Origin of the sequence: Actinomadura nitritigenes (assembly GCF_017573545.1) — a bacterium.
Classification (GTDB): Bacteria; Actinomycetota; Actinomycetes; order Streptosporangiales; family Streptosporangiaceae; genus Spirillospora; species Spirillospora nitritigenes.
Window position 1 is genome coordinate 149,832 of record NZ_JAGEOK010000001.1, and the last position, 16,515, is coordinate 166,346.

At 76.6% G+C, this 16,515-nt stretch carries 17 protein-coding genes; 9 read left to right on the top strand and 8 right to left on the bottom strand.

All coding sequences use genetic code 11. The annotated features are described in order from the left end of the window. The first annotated feature begins 36 nt into the window (after nucleotides 1-36). Nucleotides 37-813: a class I SAM-dependent methyltransferase gene (locus tag J4557_RS00555; RefSeq protein WP_208264302.1), complete on the top strand. Its 777-nt coding sequence runs from the start codon at nucleotides 37-39 to the stop codon at nucleotides 811-813. A gap of 183 nt (nucleotides 814-996) precedes the next feature. Continuing rightward, nucleotides 997-1,713: an SDR family oxidoreductase gene (locus J4557_RS00560; protein WP_208264303.1), complete on the top strand. Its 717-nt coding sequence runs from the start codon at nucleotides 997-999 to the stop codon at nucleotides 1,711-1,713. 76 nt (nucleotides 1,714-1,789) lie between these two features. Here the strand turns inward: J4557_RS00560 and J4557_RS00565 are convergent, their stop codons facing one another. Both J4557_RS00565 and J4557_RS00570 read right to left on the bottom strand, forming a co-directional pair. Then, nucleotides 1,790-2,218, bottom strand: a complete 429-nt coding sequence (locus J4557_RS00565) for a PPOX class F420-dependent oxidoreductase (protein WP_208264304.1) — start codon at nucleotides 2,216-2,218, stop codon at nucleotides 1,790-1,792. 83 nt (nucleotides 2,219-2,301) lie between these two features. Next, a complete protein-coding gene (locus J4557_RS00570; RefSeq protein WP_208264305.1) occupies nucleotides 2,302-3,012 on the bottom strand; it encodes a hypothetical protein in 711 nt (236 codons plus the stop codon). A 404-nt stretch (nucleotides 3,013-3,416) separates the two neighbouring features. On the opposite strand from J4557_RS00570, the gene J4557_RS00575 reads away from it, so the two are divergent. The 3 genes from J4557_RS00575 to J4557_RS00585 all read left to right on the top strand — a co-directional run bounded on the left by J4557_RS00575 (nucleotide 3,417) and on the right by J4557_RS00585 (nucleotide 5,540). Continuing rightward, nucleotides 3,417-4,022 (top strand): sigma-70 family RNA polymerase sigma factor, encoded by a 606-nt coding sequence (locus tag J4557_RS00575; RefSeq protein ID WP_151545513.1) that lies wholly within the window; start codon nucleotides 3,417-3,419, stop codon nucleotides 4,020-4,022. Next, nucleotides 4,019-4,744 carry an anti-sigma factor family protein gene (locus J4557_RS00580; protein WP_208264306.1) on the top strand — a complete coding sequence of 242 codons (726 nt, stop codon included), beginning with the start codon at nucleotides 4,019-4,021 and terminating at the stop codon, nucleotides 4,742-4,744. The genes J4557_RS00575 and J4557_RS00580 overlap by 4 nt, the downstream gene beginning before the upstream one ends. An 82-nt stretch (nucleotides 4,745-4,826) precedes the next feature. Beyond that, a complete protein-coding gene (locus tag J4557_RS00585) occupies nucleotides 4,827-5,540 on the top strand; it encodes a hypothetical protein (protein WP_208264307.1) in 714 nt (237 codons plus the stop codon). 42 nt (nucleotides 5,541-5,582) lie between these two features. On the opposite strand, the gene J4557_RS00590 is transcribed toward J4557_RS00585, so the two are convergent. Further along, nucleotides 5,583-6,422: an ABC transporter permease gene (locus J4557_RS00590; protein ID WP_208264308.1), complete on the bottom strand. Its 840-nt coding sequence runs from the start codon at nucleotides 6,420-6,422 to the stop codon at nucleotides 5,583-5,585. Beyond that, nucleotides 6,419-7,441 (bottom strand): ATP-binding cassette domain-containing protein, encoded by a 1,023-nt coding sequence (locus J4557_RS00595; protein ID WP_208264309.1) that lies wholly within the window; start codon nucleotides 7,439-7,441, stop codon nucleotides 6,419-6,421. Before J4557_RS00595 ends, J4557_RS00590 begins: the two co-directional genes overlap by 4 nt. Nucleotides 7,442-7,534: 93 nt before the next feature. Between J4557_RS00595 and J4557_RS00600 the strand changes: the two genes are divergently transcribed. Then, a complete protein-coding gene (locus J4557_RS00600; RefSeq protein WP_208264310.1) occupies nucleotides 7,535-8,299 on the top strand; it encodes a TetR/AcrR family transcriptional regulator in 765 nt (254 codons plus the stop codon). A gap of 24 nt (nucleotides 8,300-8,323) precedes the next feature. Here J4557_RS00600 and hrpB read toward each other — a convergent pair whose 3' ends face one another. After that, on the bottom strand, nucleotides 8,324-10,852 hold the full coding sequence (gene hrpB, locus J4557_RS00605) for an ATP-dependent helicase HrpB (RefSeq protein WP_208264311.1): 2,529 nt from the start codon (nucleotides 10,850-10,852) through the stop codon (nucleotides 8,324-8,326). Between the two features lie 310 nt (nucleotides 10,853-11,162). Here hrpB and J4557_RS00610 point away from each other — a divergent pair, with 310 nt between their 5' ends. Then, the gene (locus J4557_RS00610; RefSeq protein ID WP_208264312.1) at nucleotides 11,163-12,116 is read left to right on the top strand and encodes an NERD domain-containing protein; all 954 of its coding nucleotides are present in this window, start codon (nucleotides 11,163-11,165) and stop codon (nucleotides 12,114-12,116) included. A gap of 132 nt (nucleotides 12,117-12,248) precedes the next feature. Here J4557_RS00610 and J4557_RS00615 read toward each other — a convergent pair whose 3' ends face one another. Then, nucleotides 12,249-12,623, bottom strand: a complete 375-nt coding sequence (locus tag J4557_RS00615; protein ID WP_208264608.1) for a hypothetical protein — start codon at nucleotides 12,621-12,623, stop codon at nucleotides 12,249-12,251. A 91-nt stretch (nucleotides 12,624-12,714) separates the two neighbouring features. After that, nucleotides 12,715-13,077 carry a hypothetical protein gene (locus tag J4557_RS00620; protein ID WP_208264313.1) on the bottom strand — a complete coding sequence of 121 codons (363 nt, stop codon included), beginning with the start codon at nucleotides 13,075-13,077 and terminating at the stop codon, nucleotides 12,715-12,717. Between the two features lie 62 nt (nucleotides 13,078-13,139). Here J4557_RS00620 and J4557_RS00625 point away from each other — a divergent pair, with 62 nt between their 5' ends. Beyond that, nucleotides 13,140-13,871 (top strand): histidine phosphatase family protein, encoded by a 732-nt coding sequence (locus tag J4557_RS00625; protein ID WP_208264314.1) that lies wholly within the window; start codon nucleotides 13,140-13,142, stop codon nucleotides 13,869-13,871. 21 nt (nucleotides 13,872-13,892) lie between these two features. On the opposite strand, the gene J4557_RS00630 is transcribed toward J4557_RS00625, so the two are convergent. Next, on the bottom strand, nucleotides 13,893-15,320 hold the full coding sequence (locus tag J4557_RS00630) for a helix-turn-helix domain-containing protein (protein WP_208264315.1): 1,428 nt from the start codon (nucleotides 15,318-15,320) through the stop codon (nucleotides 13,893-13,895). A 581-nt stretch (nucleotides 15,321-15,901) separates the two neighbouring features. Here J4557_RS00630 and J4557_RS00635 point away from each other — a divergent pair. Continuing rightward, a complete protein-coding gene (locus tag J4557_RS00635) occupies nucleotides 15,902-16,504 on the top strand; it encodes a hypothetical protein (protein ID WP_208264316.1) in 603 nt (200 codons plus the stop codon). The last annotated feature ends 11 nt before the right edge of the window (nucleotides 16,505-16,515 follow it).

A 16,515-nucleotide genomic window follows, 5' to 3' on the forward strand; every position in this document is an offset into this window, starting at 1 on the left:
CTGTCCAAAGGCTACATGACAGTCACAGGAGGGGTCATGACGCTGCTCGACCAGGAGACCGCCGGCACCTGGATCGCGCGCTGGGACGCCCAGCAGGAGGGCTACGTGCCCGACCGCGAGGAGCGCTTCACCGCGATGATCGACGCCGTCGAGGCCGCCGCCGGGCGGCCCGACCCGCTCGTGCTCGACCTCGGCTGCGGTCCGGGCTCCCTCGCCGGCCGGATCCTCGACCGGATGCCCGGCGCCACCGTCGTCGCCATCGACACCGACCCGCTCCTGCTGTCGCTCGGCCGCGCCGTGCACGCCGGCCGCGACGGCATCGCGTTCACCACGCTCGACCTGCGCGAGCCCGGCTGGGCGGCCCGGCTGCGGCTGCCCCGGCAGGCCGACGCCGCCGTCTCCACCACCGCGCTGCACTGGATCTCCCCCGCCGATCTGCGCGTCGTCTACGCCGAGCTGGCCACCCTGCTGCGGCCCGGCGGGCTGTTCCTCAACGGCGACGACCTGCAGGTCGACGACGTCACGCCCGGCCTGGCCGGGCTGGACACCGCGCTGCGCGAGCGGCGGCGGGCCCGCCGCGCCGCCGGCGCCCGCCCGGAGAACTGGGCCGAGTGGTGGGAGGCGATCGGCGCCGACCCCGCCTTCGCCGAGCTGCGCGGCGCGAGCGGGGAGGAGGTGACCGGCCACCACGGCTCGCCGTCGCGGCTGCTGTCGGCGCACGCCGACGCGCTGCGCGCGGCCGGGTTCGGCGAGGTCGGCACCCTCTGGCAGCACGGCGACAACCGCGTGCTCGCCGCCCTCCTCCCCGGCTGAGCGGCGCCGGCGCCCGGCGGCACGGCGGGCGACGGCACGGCGGCACGGCGGGCGACGGCACGGCGGACCGGCGGGCGGCCGAGGGCACGCCCGCTGGTCCGGACGCGGCGGCGCGCCGTACGCTCATGATCGTCCGCGTTCGCCGCACCGGCGGCGGCACCACGATGAGGATGAGGACCCACGATGAGCACATCGGCGGACGGCGCCCCGGTCACCCTGGTCACCGGGGGCGGCAGCGGGATCGGCGCGGCCACCACCCGGATCCTGCTCGACCGCGGCCACCGCGTCGCGATCACCGGGCGCGGCGAGGACCGGCTGAAGGCGTTCGCCGCCGACGCCGGCGCCGGGGACGCCCTGCTGACCTTCCCCGGCGACGCGTCCGACCCCGAGGCGGTCGGCGCGGCGGTGGACGGGACGGTCGCCGCGTTCGGGCGGCTCGACCACGTGGTCGCCAACGCGGGCTTCTCCACCCACGACGACCTGGCGAACGGCGACCCCGAGCGGTGGCGGGAGATGCTGCTGACCAACGTGCTCGGCCCGGCGCTGCTGGTCAGGGCGGCGCTGCCCGCGCTGCGCATGGCGGGCGGCCGGATCGTGCTGGTCGGCAGCACCGCGGGCGTGAAGAACACGCCCGGCAACTTCTACTCGGTGACCAAGTTCGCGGTGACGGCGCTGGCGGAGAACGTCCGGGTGCTCGTCACCGGCTCGGGCGTCGGCGTCACGCTGGTCTCGCCGGGACGGGTCGAGTCGCCGTTCTGGGACTCCCGGCAGGACGGCGTGCCCGACGGGCCCGTCATGACGGCGGAGAACGTCGCCGAGTCCATCGTGTGGGCGCTGGCGCAGCCGGCGGGCGTCGAGGTCAACTCCGTCGTGCTGCGCCCGTCCGGCCAGGTCCACTGACGGTCGCCGCCGGGCGCGAGGGCCGGGACTTGGCGCGGGGGGCCGGGGCGCGGCGCGCGCACCCGGCCCCGCGGCGTCAGGAGCGGGCCATCCCGTACAGGTGCTCGACGTGCAGCTTGAGGACCAGCCGCCCGTCCTGCACCATCACCCGCCGGTACTCGTCCCAGTCGGGGTGCTCACCGCGGATGGCGCGGTACACGTCGACCAGTTCCTCCACCGCCGCGTCGTGCGGGTCGGCGGCCACCGCGGTCAGCTCCGCGGTGCCCTCGGCGACCGCGTACGACCAGCCGTCCGGCGCGCTGACGTGCAGGCTCGCCCGCGGGTCGCGGCGCAGGTTGCGGGCCTTGGCCCGGTCGGCGGTGATCGAGACGCGGATCAGCCGGGACGCCGCGTCGAAGTGGTAGTTGACGTTGGACAGCTGGGGCCGCCCGTCCCGCTTGAGCGTGGCCAGCACGCCGAGGTCCCGCTCCTCCAGCAGCTTCACCAGTGCCGCGTCGTCCGCCATCGTCCGCCTCCCGGGTCGTGATCGTCTCCAGGGCACAACCGCGCCCGGTTCCGATCACTTCCCGGAGGACGGTCCCGGACACGTCAGCGCGCCGCCAGCGCCGGGAAGTCGAACACGCGGGCGTCGTCGGCCGGGCCCTCACCGCCCTGCCCGCCGCTCCCGTCGTTCCCGCCGCCGGAGCCGCCGGCCGGCGCGAGCGCGGCCCGGTCGGTGAGGATGTGGCCGCGGAAAACCGCGCCCTTGGCGGTGACCTTGACGGCCTGGAACGCGTCCGGGCGCAGCGCGCAGAACCCCGTTCGCACGACGTCGTCGAAGAGCGAGTCCGAGACCACGTAGGCCAGGTCGCGCTCCGGGTCGGCGGACAGCAGGCGGCGCAGCGGCCCCGCGTCCAGCAGCCGCTGGACGACGATGGGCGCGTCGCCGGCGGGCCCGAACGGCCCGGCGGTCAGCGTGCCGTGGTGCAGCGAGAGCCGCACCCGCAGCCGGAACCGGGCGCCCGCGTCGGCCGCCGCGCGGTTGATCTCGCGCAGCGCGCCCGCGAGCCCGATGGCGAAGTCGCCCGCCACCGGCGCGGGGTCGATCCCGTCCGGGAGCGTGGCCAGCTCGCCGTCGCCGCCGACCTGCTTGTCCCAGCGGGACCGGTCGAGCCCGACGCCGCGCGCGGCGCGGTCGAGCGCCTCCGACAGCTGGCGCTGGGCGAGCAGCTGCTCGCTGGTGTCCCGCTTGCTGTACCCCTGGATGTCCACCGCCATGAGCAGGCGGTAGTGCAGCGCGTGTCGCTCTTTCCCTTCCACTCCGAATCCGCCCCTCGTCCTCCGAGCAAATAGAGGGCCGGTTGCCCCGCATTCGCTCCACTGTGGAGTGAGTGTTGCCTGATGGAGGATCGCCGCGGTCGTCCGGGTGGCATAGGTGGGCCGTGCGTCGCCTCCTCCGCTCTCGTGTGACGTCTTTTTCGGCCACTTGGACGGGACGGCGTCGCCGTCGGCGCCCTCAAGTAAGTAATACCTAGCGAACAAGCAAGGGCGCTACCGGAATAACCACCGCAAAACGGCGAGCGGGACGGCGGTCCGATGCCGTTTCCGGCACCCCTTGAACCGGCCGTCGCCCCCGTCGCGTACTGCCTCCCGACGCCACACCCGGCGCACCGCGCACCGTCCCGTGCGCCGCGTCCCCGCCCCCGCACCCGCCGGAGAGCACGATGGCCAACAGATCGTCCACCGCGGCGCCGTCCCGCGCCCGCCCTCCCGCCGCGTCCGGTCCCTGGAGCTGGTTCCGCGGCCCGCGGCCCGCCGGCGCGGTCGACGACCAGGTGATCGTGACCGAGCTGTACCGGGTGTACGGCCGGCCGCTGCTGTCGTTCGTGCTGCGGCTCACCGGCGGCGACCGGCACTGGGCCGAGGACGTGGTGCAGGAGACCATGATCCGCGCCTGGCGCAGCGCGCACCAGCTCGACGAGAACGCGGCGTCGCTGCTGCCGTGGCTGGCGACCGTGGCGCGCCGGATCGTCATCGACGACCAGCGCCGCAAGAACGCCCGGCCGCAGGAGGCGGGCGAGGGGCCGCTGGAGAACATGCGCGTCCCCGACGGGCTGGAGGACCTGCTGCGCTCCGTCGTCGTCTCCGAGGCCCTGCTCGCCCTGTCGCCCGCGCACCGCGAGGTGCTCAACGAGACCTTCTTCCGGGACCGGTCGGTGAACGAGGCCGCCCGGCACCTCGGCATCCCGGTCGGGACCGTGAAGTCGCGGGTCTACTACGCGCTCCGGGCGCTGCGGGTCGCCCTGGAGGAGAGAGGCGTGACGCCATGACCGCGCCCGCCGCGCACGTCGACGTCGGCGCCTACGCCCTCGGCCTGCTGGAGGAGCCCGACCGGCGCGCGTTCGAGGCGCACCTGTCGTCCTGCCTGCCGTGCCACGAGGAGCTGGCCGCGCTCAGCGGCGTCGCCGCGACTCTGGACGGCATCGGCCCGATCGCCGAGGCGCCGGGCGGCCTGCCCGAGCCGGCGCCGGTTCCGGAGCTGCTGCACCGCCGCATCCGGCGCGAGCGCCGCGGCCGCACGGCGCGGGCGCTGGTGGGCGCCGCCGCCGGGCTCGTCCTGCTGGCCGGTGCGCTCGGCGCCGGGTACACCGCCGGCACCGACCGGTCCCCCGCCCCCGCGCGCTCGCCGGGGGCCGCCGACGGCGCCGCCGCGCTGCTGCGCGACGGGCACCGGACGACCGCCTCCGACGCGGGGACGGGGGCGTCCGGGACCGTCGCGACGCAGGGGACCCCGTGGGGCAGCCGGGTCGCGCTGCAGCTCAGCAAGGTCCGCGGGCCGCTGGAGTGCGAGCTCGTCGCGGTGGACGGCGCGGGCCGCGCCCACACCGTCGCCGGCTGGTCCGTCCCCGCCAAGGGGTACGGCCTGCCCGGCTCCCCGCAGCCGCGGCTGACCGTGCAGGGCGGCGCCGCGATCAAGCCCGCCGACATCAGGCGGTTCGAGGTCCGCACGCTCGGCCCCGGCGGGCGGACGCTGCTCAGCGTCCCCGCCTGACCTCGGCTCCGCGCGCGGGGGCCACGGCGTGACGGGGACGGCGTGACGGGGACCACGGAGGCGCGTCCCATAGGCTGGCTGGATGAGCAGGACCCGACCGTCCCCCGGCCCCCGGCTGATGCTTCCCGGCCTCCGCGAGGTCTACGCGGCCTTCGTCCGGGAGGCGGACGCGCTGCCCGCGCTGCCCGGGGCGCTGCAGGCCGAGGTGTGGACGTCCGCGCAGCTCGGGACGCTGGAGGCCGCCGCCCCGCACGAGGCGGGCCGGCGCGCCGCGCTCGGCGACCTGATCATGTCACTGCGGGCCGCGGCGACGCCCGGCGCCCGGACGTTCCTGCGCGCGCTCGCCGCGATCGGCCCGTCCGTCGGGCGCACCGCCGCGGGCAAGGCGGCGGACGCGCTGCGCGATCTCCCGGCGGCGCCGTGGGAGGGCTCGCTCGGCCGCGTCGTCCCCGGGCAGGCGTGGCTGATCCAGGAGGGGCCGCTGGACGGCGACCGGCTGGTGTGCGAGTTCCGCTACGAGGACGCGGGCACGGCGGGCATGCACGCGCTGGCGGTCCGGCTGTCCTACGGCGACTCCCCCACCGAGGTCGTGATCGTCGGTGACGTCCCGGCGCTGATGACGGCGGCGCGGCAGGCGATGCAGGCCGAGCTGTGCGTCGTCCAGCCCTACGACGCGGCGGCCGTGGGCGAGCGGCTCCGCACCGCGCTGGACGGCGCGGAACCGCTGCCCGAGGCGTGCTACCCCGCGCTGGCCCTGGCCCGGCACCGCGCCGGACTGCTCGGCCGGGCGCGCTAGAGGCCGGCCACCGGGCTCGCTAGCGGCAGGGCACCGGCGGCGCTAGCGGCCGAGCGCGCGGTGGCGGCGGACGGCCAGCGGCAGGAACACCGCCGTGATCGCCAGCGGCCACGCCACCGCGAGGAGCGCGCTGTGCCCGGCCGCCCAGGAACCGCTCGCCAGCGCGTCCCGCGACGGGTCGCCGAACAGGTCGCGGCACGCGGTGACGGTCGCCGACATCGGGTTCCACTCGGCGACCGCGCCGAGCCAGGCCGGCATGGTGCTCGGCGCGACGAGCGCGCTCGACAGGAACCCGACCGGCCACACCAGGATCTGGATCATCATGACCGACTCGGGGCCCCTGGCGACCAGGCCGAGGTAGATCCCGACCCAGATCAGCGCGAACCGCAGGAGCAGCAGCAGGCCGAGGCCCGCGAGCGCCGCACCGGGCCCGCCGTGCACGCGCCAGCCGATCAGCACGCCGCACAGCGCCATGACCGCGAGCACGAGCAGCGAGTCGACCAGGTCGGCGGCGCCGCGCCCGACGACGACGGCCGACGGCGCCATCGGCATCGCCCGGAACCGGTCCGAGACGCCCCGGGCCGCGTCGACGGCGATCGCGGTGAAGGTGCTCTCGACGCCGAACACCATCGTCATGGCGAACATGCCCGGGACGATGAAGGCCCGGTAGTCCCCGCCGGGGACGTCCATCTGGCCGCCGAACAGGTAGCCCATCATCAGCACGACCATCACCGGGAACAGCAGGCTCATGGCGAGCTGCTCGGGGCGCTTCGCCCAGTGGGTGAGGGCGCGCAGGGTGAGCGTCCAGCCGTCGGCGGCCGCCCAGCGCAGCCGCCCGAGCGGGGTGCGCGGGACCTGCGGGACGTACGGTGGCGCGGTCACGCGGAGACCTCCTTGTCGTCGTGCGCCGGCTCGTCGCGGGCCGGCCCTCCGCCCGCCGGCCCGCCCGGTCCCGCGGCGGGGCCGCCGGTGAGGTGCAGGAACACCTCGTCGAGGGTGGGGCGGCGCACGCCGATGTCGGCGACCCGCACGCCCGCCTCGTCCAGCGCGCGGACGGCGCCGGTGAGCGCGGCGACCGGGTCGGTGACGGGCGCGCCGACCGCCAGGGCACCGGCGTCCACCTCCGGTTCGGCGCCCGACACCCGGCCCGCGATCGCGGCGGCGGCGCCGAGCGCGCCGGGGTCCTCGACGACGATCCGCAGCCGGTCGCCGCCGAGGCGGGCCTTCAGCCGGTCCGGCGCGCCCTCGGCGATCACCCGGCCGCGGTCGATCACGGACACGGCGTCGGCGAGCCGGTCGGCCTCCTCCAGGTACTGGGTGGTGAGGACGACGGTGGTGCCGCCGCCCGCGAGCGCGCGGACCGCGTCCCACACCTCGATGCGGCTGCGCGGGTCGAGGCCGGTGGTGGGCTCGTCGAGGAACAGCACGGCCGGCGCGAGGATCATCCCGGCGGCGAGGTCGAGGCGGCGCCGCATGCCGCCGGAGTACGTCCCGGCGGGGCGGTCGGCGGCGTCGGCGAGCCGGAACCGCTCCAGCAGCTCGTCCGCCCTTCGGCGCGCCCCGCGGACGCCGAGGTGGTGGAGGCGGCCGAACATGACGAGGTTCTGCCGGCCGGTGAGCACCTCGTCGACGGCGGCGTGCTGCCCGACGAGGCCGATCCGCGTCCGCACCAGCTCGGGGGCCCGGACGACGTCGTGCCCGGCGACGGCGGCGCGGCCCCCGTCCGGGCGGGCGAGCGTGGTGAGGACGCGCACGCAGGTGGTCTTGCCCGCGCCGTTCGGGCCGAGGAGCCCGTGCACGGTGCCGGCGGGCACCCGCAGGTCCAGCCCGTCCAGGGCGGCGGTCCCGCCGTAGGTCTTGCGCAGTCCGGCCGCGTCGACCGCGGCCTGTGGCTCTGTCATGGGTCTCCCGAAACTCCGTACACAATACGGATTAACCATCGCGGAGACTATAACGTACGTCGTACAGAGTTTCATCCCTGGGAGGATGCGGGCGTGACGACCGAGTACAGCGGGGGCGGCGACCCGCGGCGCAGCCTGGAGCTCCTGTGGGGCGTGCCCGACCGGCCCAAGCGCGGCCCCAAGCCCAAGCTCACCGCCGAGCGCATCGTCCGCACCGCGATCGCCCTCGCCGACGCCGAGGGGCTGGACGCGCTGTCCATGCGCCGCATCGCCGACGAGCTCGGCGTCGCGCCGATGTCGATCTACACCTACGTCCCCGGGAAGGCCGAGCTGATCGACCTCATGCTCGACCGCGCCATGGCCGAGCTCACCCCCGCCGACGGCGTGCCCGGCGGCTGGCGGGCACGGCTCGAGCACATCGCCCGCGACAACTGGGACCTGTACCACCGCCACCCCTGGCTGCTGCACGTCGCCGCCGTCCGCCCGCCCATGGGCCCCGCCGTGTTCGCCAAGTACGAGGCCGAGCTGCGCGCCGTCGACGGCATCGGACTCACCGACCTGGAGATGGACTCCGTCGTCGCGCTCGTCACCGGCTTCGCCGAGAGCTCGGCGCGCGTCTCGGTCAACGCCGCCGAGGCCGAGCGGCGCAGCGGCATGACCGACGCCCAGTGGTGGGAGGCCCTCGCACCGCTGCTGGAGGAGATCGACACCGGCGGCCGGGACTACCCGCTCAGCTCCCGGGTCGGCACCGCCGCCGGGATGGAGCACAACGCCGCCGTCGCCCCCGCGCACGCCTTCGAGTTCGGCCTCGCGCGCATCCTCGACGGCATCGAGGTCCTGATCGCCTCCCGCGCCTGACCGCCGGCGGCGGAGGGCGGGCCGTCAGCGGCGGGGGTTGGTGCGGCGGGTCGGCGGGGCCGTGGTGGGGTCCTCGGGCCAGGGGTGCTTGGGGTAGCGGCCGCGCAGCTCCGCCCGGACGGCCTTGTAGCCCTCGCGCCAGAACGTCGCGAGGTCCGCGGTGACGGCCGCCGGCCGGCCCGCCGGCGACAGCAGGTGCACCACCAGCGGCACCCGCCCGCCCGCGAGCCGGGGCGCCGCGTCCCAGCCGAACAGCTCCTGCAGCTTCACCGCCAGCACCGGCCGCTCGCCGCCGTAGTCCACCCGGATCCGCGACCCCGACGGCACCTCGATCCGCTCCGGCGCGTACTCGTCCAGCCGCGCCGCCGCCTCCCACGGCAGCAGCCCCCGCAGCATCGCCGCCACGTCGACCCGCCGCAGGTCCGACCGCCGCCGCGCGCCCGCCAGCCACTCGGGCGCGCGGTCCAGCAGCGCCGCGTCGCCGACCGCCGGCCACGGATCCCCGAGGGCGCCGTGCAGGAACGCCAGCCGCTCCCGCAGCGCGACGGCCGCCGGCGTCCAGTCCAGCAGCCCGAGGCCCTCGGCCCGCACGCCTTCCAGCAGCGCCGCGCGCACCAGCTCCGGGTCGGGGTCGCGCAGCGGCCGCGCGTCCAGCTCGATCGCGCCGAGCCGCTCGACCCGCCGCGCCACCACATCCCCGTCCCGCCAGGCCACCTCGTCCACCGTCTCCAGCAGGGGCGCGGCCGCGGCCCGGGCCACGTCCTCGTCGATCACGACGGCCTGCCGCACCCGCGCCGACGCCGACCCGGCCGGACGGTCCGCGGCCGCCACCGCCAGCCACCGCGCCCGCGCGCCGGCCAGCGCCGACCCGTCCGCGAGCACCGCCCCGGTCCCGGACGCCATCAGGTACCCGCCGCCGCCCGGCCGCGCCCGCGCCACCCGCTCCGGGAACGCCAGCGCCACCACGCTCCCCGCCACCCGGTCGTCGCCGCCGCGCGCGGGCTCGCCGGGCCGGTCCGCCGCCGGGGGCAGGGACCTGCCGAGGCGGCGGGTCTCGTCGCGCCATCGGGCGGCGTGGCCGTCGGCGGGCCGGGACTGGCGGCGCAGCTTGCGCCAGGCCGCGGTGAGGTCGTCGCCGGCCGCGCGGGGCGGCGGCTCGGAGAGCAGCGCGACGATCTGGGCCGCGTCGCGCGCGCCGACCTCGCGGGCGCCGTCGAGCAGGGCCCGGGCCAGCCGGGGGTGCAGGCCGACGCCCGCCAGCAGCCGCCCGCGCGGGGTCACCCGCCCGTCGCGGACGGCGCCGAGGGCGTGCAGGACGGCGTGCGCGGCGTCCATCGCGGCGGCCGGCGGCGGATCGGGAAGGGCGAGGCCGCTCGCGTCCGGGTCGCCCCAGCACGCGGCCTGGAGCGCGAAGCCGGCGAGGTCGGCCAGCTCGATCTCCGGGCGGGGGCGGGCGGGCAGCCGGTCGTGCTCGGCCCGCGTCCAGCACCGGTAGACGGTGCCGGGCGCCTCGCGGCCGGCGCGGCCGGCGCGCTGCTCGGCGGTGGCGCGGGACGCGCGGACGGTGGTGAGCGCGCCGAGCCCGCGGGCGTGGTCGGTGCGCGGCTCGCGGGCCAGGCCCGCGTCCACGACGATCCGCACGCCGGGGACGGTGAGGCTGGACTCGGCGACGGAGGTGGCGAGGACGACGCGGCGCCCGGTGCCGGGCGCGAGGACGGCGTCCTGCACCGCCGGCGGCGCCTGCCCGTGCACCTGCAGCACCTCGGCGGGGACGCCGGCGAGCTGCCCGGCGACGCGGCCGATCTCCCCCACGCCCGGCAGGAAGCACAGCAGGTCGCCGTCGCGTTCGGCGAGCACGCGCCGGACGGTCGCGGCGACGTGCGCGAGCAGCGCGGGGTCGACCCGCATCCCGTGCGGCGGCGGGACGGGGCGCGGCGGCGGCGCCCACACGACGTCGACGGGGTGCAGCGCGGCCTCGGTCTCCACCACCGGCACGGGACCGTCGCCGCCGCCGAGGAGGCGGGCCCACGGCCCGGTGTCGGCGGTCGCGGACGCGGCGACCAGGCGCAGGTCGGGGCGGAGGGCCGCGCGGACGTCCAGCAGGAACGCCAGCGCGGTGTCGGCGTCGAGGTGCCGCTCGTGGCATTCGTCGAGGATCACCGTGCCGACGCCGTCGAGGCCGGGATCGTCCTGCAGGCGCTGGAGCAGCACGCCCGTGGTGACGACGTCGACGCGGGAGCCGGGCTTCGCCTCCCCCCGGACGATCACCCCGACGCTGCGGCCGACGCGCTCGCCGAGCAGCCAGGCCATGCGGCGGGCCGCGGCGCGGGCGGCGAGCCGGCGCGGTTCCAGCACGAGGACCTTGCCCGCCGGAGACTGAGCCGCTCCCTGGTCGGCGGCGAGGGCGAGGCCGGCCAGCGCGAGCGGGACGAGGGTGGTCTTGCCGGTGCCGGGCGGCGCGGCGAGGACGGCGGCGCCGCGGGCGGCCAGCGCGGCGCGCAGCCCGGGGACGGCATGGCGGACGGGCAGGCCCTCGGCGGCGCTGATGTGCATCCGTCCAGTGTGGCGGCAGACGACCGTACCGGTGGCCGCGGGTGATCGTCCATGTGAGAAATGCCACCGCCCCGAAAGGCCGCGTGCGGGTTACGGTGATAGTTGCATCGCGCATTTCATAAAACGCCTAGAACGCTCTAAAGTTCTACCCGGGAATCGGCCCAGCAACCTCCGCAAAACACCAGGTAAGCAATGCTCCGGACCCGGAAGTTGCTTTACCGCTTGGTTTCCCTCACCTCGCCACGTGTGGCGGCAATCGGCGGCCTTTCGCCATAATGAGGCCGTCGTCGCTGGTGCTGGAGGTTCGGTGATGCTCGGCGAGTCCATCTATATCCGCGGCCGTGAGGCGTTCACCGGCGGATCGCCTCAGGCGGTATACGAGGAGCTGTGGCAGCGCGGCCGAAAAGGCCGGTTGCGGACCCGTGCAATTCTGGCGATCGCGGCGCTGCTGTTGTGCGGGCTGCTGGTGAACGCCGTTTTCGGAGTCGTGGCGGCCGTTCTGCTTGCGTCCGCTGACGCGCTGGTGCACTGGCGGCTGTACAACGCCTCCCGGGTGTGGCGGCGCGGGCGGCGCGGCGTCGAGCGGATGGACCGGACGCTGCGCCTCACGCTGGAGCGGCGCGGCCACCGGGTGCTGCACGGCCGGGTCGTGCCCGGGCACGAGACCGCGGACGAGCTGGTCGTCGGGCCGGGCGGGGTGTGGCTGGTGCACAACGAGGCGTGGGCGCCGGACGCGGAGATCTCCCATCACGGCGGCCGCCTGTTCATCGACGGCCGCACCCAGTCGAAGCTGGTGGGCGGGCTGACCGCGCGGGCCGCGGAGGCGGCGCGGCTGATCTCCGGCAAGTACGGCGCTCCGGTGACGGTGACGCCCGTCCTGGCGGTGCACGGCGGCAAGCTGGCCAGGTCCCCGTTCACCGCGGACGGGATCGTGTTCGCGCCGCCGCTGCGGCTGGTGCGCTGGATGCGCCGCAACCCGGTCGCCGAGCACTCCGCGGAGGAGGTCGAGGCGATCGCGCGGGCCGCGGTCCACAGCCTGCCGATCGGCGGGCGCACCATGACCGACGCTCCCCCGCCGCCGTCGCGGGTCGCCGCGAAACCAGCGGCCGACACCCCCGTGACCGCCAAACCCGTGACCGCCGACCCTGTGACCGCGGGCCCCGTGACGGCCGAGCCCGCCGACCCTTCCCCGGCGGAAGCCGCTCCCGCGGAGGTCGCCGCCGGTGAGGCCGGTGGCGGTGACGCGGTCACCACGGCGGCCTGACCCGCCCCGCCGACGACGGGACCAGAACCGATGATCGTGTTGGAGAGGAACGAGCTCCGCGCGCCCCCCGGGACCGGCGCGGGACCGGCGGGCGCGCGGTTCCACTCCGGCGGGGCGGGGCGGCTCGAAGGATCAGCCGCCGGCGCTCGCGCGGCGGGCGGTGCGGCGCAGCCACAGCAGCCCCACCACCGGCAGGACCAGCGGGACGAACCCGTACCCCTCGCCGTACCCGGACCAGACCGTGGCGTCCGGGAACGCCGCGCGGTCGACCAGGCTGAGCGTGCCGATCGCCAGGACGCCGGCCAGCTCCACCGAGCAGGCCGTGACGGCGACCCGGAACGACGTCCGGCCGCCGCGGGCCAGCGCGACCGTCGCCAGGACGTAGACGGCCGCGGCGAACGCCGACAGGGAGTAGGCCAGCGGCGCGTCGGAGAACTTGGTGCCGATCTGCACGCCCGCGCGCGCGCCGGCCGCGAGCGCGAAGATCGCGTAGACGGCGACGAGCAGCCGGCCGGGGCCGCTGCCGGTGCCGGTGCGGACCCGCTCGCCGCCGGGACGGGCGGCGGCGGCCGGTTCGCCGGTGACGCCGGTGTCGGGCTCAGGCACTGCCGCTCCACAGCTGGTTCATTCGGACGATCATGACGGCGACGGCGACGCCGGCGACCACCAGCACCGCGGAGCCCCACCGGGTCCGCTCCAGCAGCCCCCAGACGGCGCCCGCGACCGGGATCACCAGGACGGCCAGCAGGTAGCCGATGAACGTGGCGGGGTGCTTCGGCCCCTCGTCGCCCGACAGCTTGACGGACCCGACGACGGCCTGCGCGATCAGCAGCACCTCCAGCACCCCGAGCCCGATCAGGTCGGGAAGCCCCATCGCGCGCCCGCGCAGCGCCGTCACCAGCGCGTACACGGCGATGAGGAGCGCCACCGCGATGATCGCGGCGGCCAGGGCGGTCGTCACGCCCTAGAGAGTACTACCGGCTGTAGAGCACGCGGTCCGCGCACGGCTCCGGCCATGGCAGCATGGCGACCGTGAATGCGCTGCAGTGGCTCAACCTGACCCGGCACGGTGAGAGCACCGGCAACCTCGCCTACCAGGCCGTGGAGGGCACGGACGCGGAGGAGACGGGGATCCCCGAGCGCGACGCGGACGTCCCGCTGTCGGAGCGGGGCCGGGCACAGTCGGCGGCGCTGGGCCGCTGGCTCGCCGCGCTCCCCGAGGACGAGCGGCCGACGCACGTCGCGGTGTCCCCCTACCTGCGGACCCTCGACACCGCGCGCCTCGCGCTCGCCGAGATGCCCTACGCCCGCCCGCAGGACCCGGGCGGCCTGCGGATGACGGTGGACGAGCGGATCCGCGACCGCGAGCAGGGCATCCTGCAGGGCCTCACCTGGATCGGTGTGCAGCGCCGGTACCCGGACGAGGCCGACCGGCTGAAGCGGCTCGGCAAGTTCTACTATCGGCCGCCGGGCGGGGAGTCCTGGGCGGACCTGGCGCTTCGGCTGCGCAGCTTCTACCGCGACCTGGAGGCCGAAGCCCCCGGCGGCCGGGCGCTGGTGGTGACCCACGACGCGATCGTGGTGATGACCCGGTACCTGGTGGAGGGCCTGACGGAGCAGCAGGTGCTCGAAGTGGAGAAGGAGCCGGTCGCGAACGCGTCGCTGACGCGGTGGCGGCACGACGGCGGCGGGCTGAGCGCCGTCTGCTACAACGAGTGCACGCACCTGGTCGACGCCGGCGTCGGCTCCCCCTGACCCCGGCCGCTCGCTCCGGGTCTAGTCGTCGAGCAGGAGGGCGCGGCGGGCGGCGACCGCCGGCAGCCGCGGGTCGTCCTGCGGCAGGACCTCCCTGAGCCGCTCCAGCGCCTCCAGGTCCGCGCGGCCCTGCTCGGTCTGGGCGTAGGTCCACAGCGCGTCGGCGCCGCCCCGGGCCAGCACGGACCGGCGGAACCGCACCGCCAGCTCGTCGCGCTCGGCGCGCACGGCGGGCGCGTCCGAGCGGGGCAGCAGCTCGCCGTCGTAGAGCCGGACGGCCCCGGCGACGTCGCCCTCGTCCAGCACCCGCCGGACGGTGAGGAAGTCGGCGTCGATCGCGCAGTCCAGCCGGTACGGCTTGGCGCGGACGACGCCGCCGAGCTGCGCCCGCAGCCGGTGGATCTCGGCGCGGACCGTCACCGGGCTGCCGTCGTCGCCGTACAGGTGCCACGACAGCCGGTCGCCGCTGAGGCCCTCGGGGTGCAGCGCGAGCAGCGCGAGGATCTCGGCGTGCCGCAGCGACAGCGGCAGGTGGACGCCGTCGAGCCGCGCGGACGGCTGGTCGGTGCCGAGCAGCGCGAGGGTGAGCAGCGGCCGCCGGTCCTGGACGGGCCGGTCCGCGGCGGGGTCGCGCCCGTCGCCGGAGTCGGCGCCGGCCCGCGGCCGCAGCAGGTACACCTCGCCGAGGGGCTCGGCGAGCGCGACGCGGCCGTCGGGCAGGGTGACGGCGCCGCCCTCGGACGGCACGGCCAGCCGCATGCCCCGCCAGTCCTCGCGGCGGGCGGCGAGGACCCGCCCGGACGCGGTGACCAGCACCCCGGCGCCGCGCAGGTGCCCGAGGAACCGCTCGCGCAGCCGCTCGTCGCGGCGCCGCATGTCGACCTCCAGCCGCGCCTCGGCGAGCCGCGCGGCGGCGGCGACCAGCGCGACCGTCGCCGGGTGCAGCGTCTCGACGGTGGCGCTGACGTCGATGCAGCCGATGATCCGTCCGGTGTCGGGATCGGTGATCGGCGCGCCGGCGCAGGACCAGCGGTGCAGGACGTGCGCGACGTGCTCGGTGGCGTAGACGTACTCGGCGCGGCCGGTGGCGAGGGCGGTGCCGATGCCGTTGGTGCCGACGGCCGCCTCCGACCAGCAGAACCCCTCCATCAGCCCGATCCGCTCGGCCTCCCGGCGGACGGCGGGCGGCCCCTGCGTCCACAGCGCGCGCCCCGCCTCGTCGGTGATCACCATCAGGTGCTCGGTCTCGTCGGCGACGTGCCGCAGCAGGTCGCGCAGCAGCGGCAGGTGCGGGTCGAGCGGGTGGGCGCCGCGGGCGTCGGCGACGGTGTCGCGGTCGAACACCAGCGGCGCCGCCGCGATCCCGGCGGCCACGCCGGCGGCGCGCGAGCGCCGCCACGACTCGGCGATCGGCGGGCGCGCGGCGACCACCTGGTTCTGCACCACCATCAGCGCCTTTCCCCTGCGGAGACAACCTCGACGGGTTTGAGGATCGGCCCATCGGGCGGGCCGTGCAACCGGTTCGGGGGAACCCGGACGGGCAGGTTACGGCACCGTCCGTGATCGGTCGGTCGCAACGTGCATGCAACGTGGAGGGGCCTAGCGTTCCGTCCCGCTGGGAGCCGAGGGCCATCCTGTGGGCCTCGCCGTCCCGAGCGCGTCCGGGGGGAATGCGCACGGGGCGGCGGGCCGGGCCCGTGCGCGCCGCTCCCGCGGATGAGGGGGAATGGAGATCTATGCTCTGCCTGACGTGTCACCGGGTGCGCCCGGCGCTCGACCGGACGGACTACACCGCCGACCGTGCCCTGCTCATCGTCCGCCGCGGCCTGTGCGCCTGCGGCGCCCCGCCGGCCCGCCCCGGACGCAGGCGGCGGACGGGCGGCGCGCCCGCCGAGGCGCCCGGGAGCGCGACCGTTCAAACCCCGGGAACCGGACCGAAACCGGTGAACAACACCGGAAGTACATCTCCCGTTTCCCGGCGGTTCGCCTAGAGTTTAAGGAGAACCACTCGACAGCCCCTGGGGGGAGCCATGACCGTGATCCCGGGTCTCGTCCGCCGCGCCGCCACCGAGGCGGAGCACCGGCTGCGCGCCGGTGCCGGTCTGCTCGTCAGATTCGGCCGGGACCTGGAACGGTCGGCGGAACTGGAACGGTTCCTGCCCGTCCACGGGGAGCGGGTGCGCCTGCTGGAGGATACCGTCCGGGAGCAGGACGCGGCGCTGCGCACCCGCGATGAGGAGGTGCGCGGGCTGCGCGCCGAGCTCGACTCGCTGGTCGCGCAGCTGAACGACCGGCTGCTGCCGCGCATCGACGAGCGCATGGACGACACCGAGCGCGACCTGGCGGCGGTCGCCACCAGCCTGATCCGCACCGGCCGCGACACCGCCGGGCACGACGCCCGGATCGAGGCGGCCGAGCGGCGGATCGGCGACCTGCGCACCAGGCTCTCGCAGCTGGAGCAGCGCACGGGCCTGTGGCGGGACCTGCAGGCGACCGTCGCGCGGCTCGGCGAGGAGGTGGACGCGCTGCGCGCCCGGGCGGCGCTGCGCGCGGCCGAGCCGCCCGCGGCCGAACCGGCGGTGGCGCCCGTCGCCCCGGTCGTCCCCGACCACGTCGCCGACCGTCCCGCCTGAGCCGGCGGCCG

Coding starts and splice junctions, on each gene's coding strand:
- J4557_RS00560 (WP_208264303.1), top strand. CDS start 997: ATGAGCACATCGGCGGACGGCGCCCCGGTCACCCTGGTCACCGGGGGC.
- J4557_RS00610 (WP_208264312.1), top strand. CDS start 11,163: ATGCTCGGCGAGTCCATCTATATCCGCGGCCGTGAGGCGTTCACCGGC.
- J4557_RS00595 (WP_208264309.1), bottom strand. CDS start 7,441: ATGACAGAGCCACAGGCCGCGGTCGACGCGGCCGGACTGCGCAAGACC.
- hrpB (WP_208264311.1), bottom strand. CDS start 10,852: ATGCACATCAGCGCCGCCGAGGGCCTGCCCGTCCGCCATGCCGTCCCC.
- J4557_RS00630 (WP_208264315.1), bottom strand. CDS start 15,320: ATGGTGGTGCAGAACCAGGTGGTCGCCGCGCGCCCGCCGATCGCCGAG.
- J4557_RS00580 (WP_208264306.1), top strand. CDS start 4,019: ATGACCGCGCCCGCCGCGCACGTCGACGTCGGCGCCTACGCCCTCGGC.
- J4557_RS00635 (WP_208264316.1), top strand. CDS start 15,902: ATGACCGTGATCCCGGGTCTCGTCCGCCGCGCCGCCACCGAGGCGGAG.
- J4557_RS00555 (WP_208264302.1), top strand. CDS start 37: ATGACGCTGCTCGACCAGGAGACCGCCGGCACCTGGATCGCGCGCTGG.
- J4557_RS00575 (WP_151545513.1), top strand. CDS start 3,417: ATGGCCAACAGATCGTCCACCGCGGCGCCGTCCCGCGCCCGCCCTCCC.
- J4557_RS00585 (WP_208264307.1), top strand. CDS start 4,827: ATGAGCAGGACCCGACCGTCCCCCGGCCCCCGGCTGATGCTTCCCGGC.
- J4557_RS00565 (WP_208264304.1), bottom strand. CDS start 2,218: ATGGCGGACGACGCGGCACTGGTGAAGCTGCTGGAGGAGCGGGACCTC.
- J4557_RS00625 (WP_208264314.1), top strand. CDS start 13,140: ATGGCGACCGTGAATGCGCTGCAGTGGCTCAACCTGACCCGGCACGGT.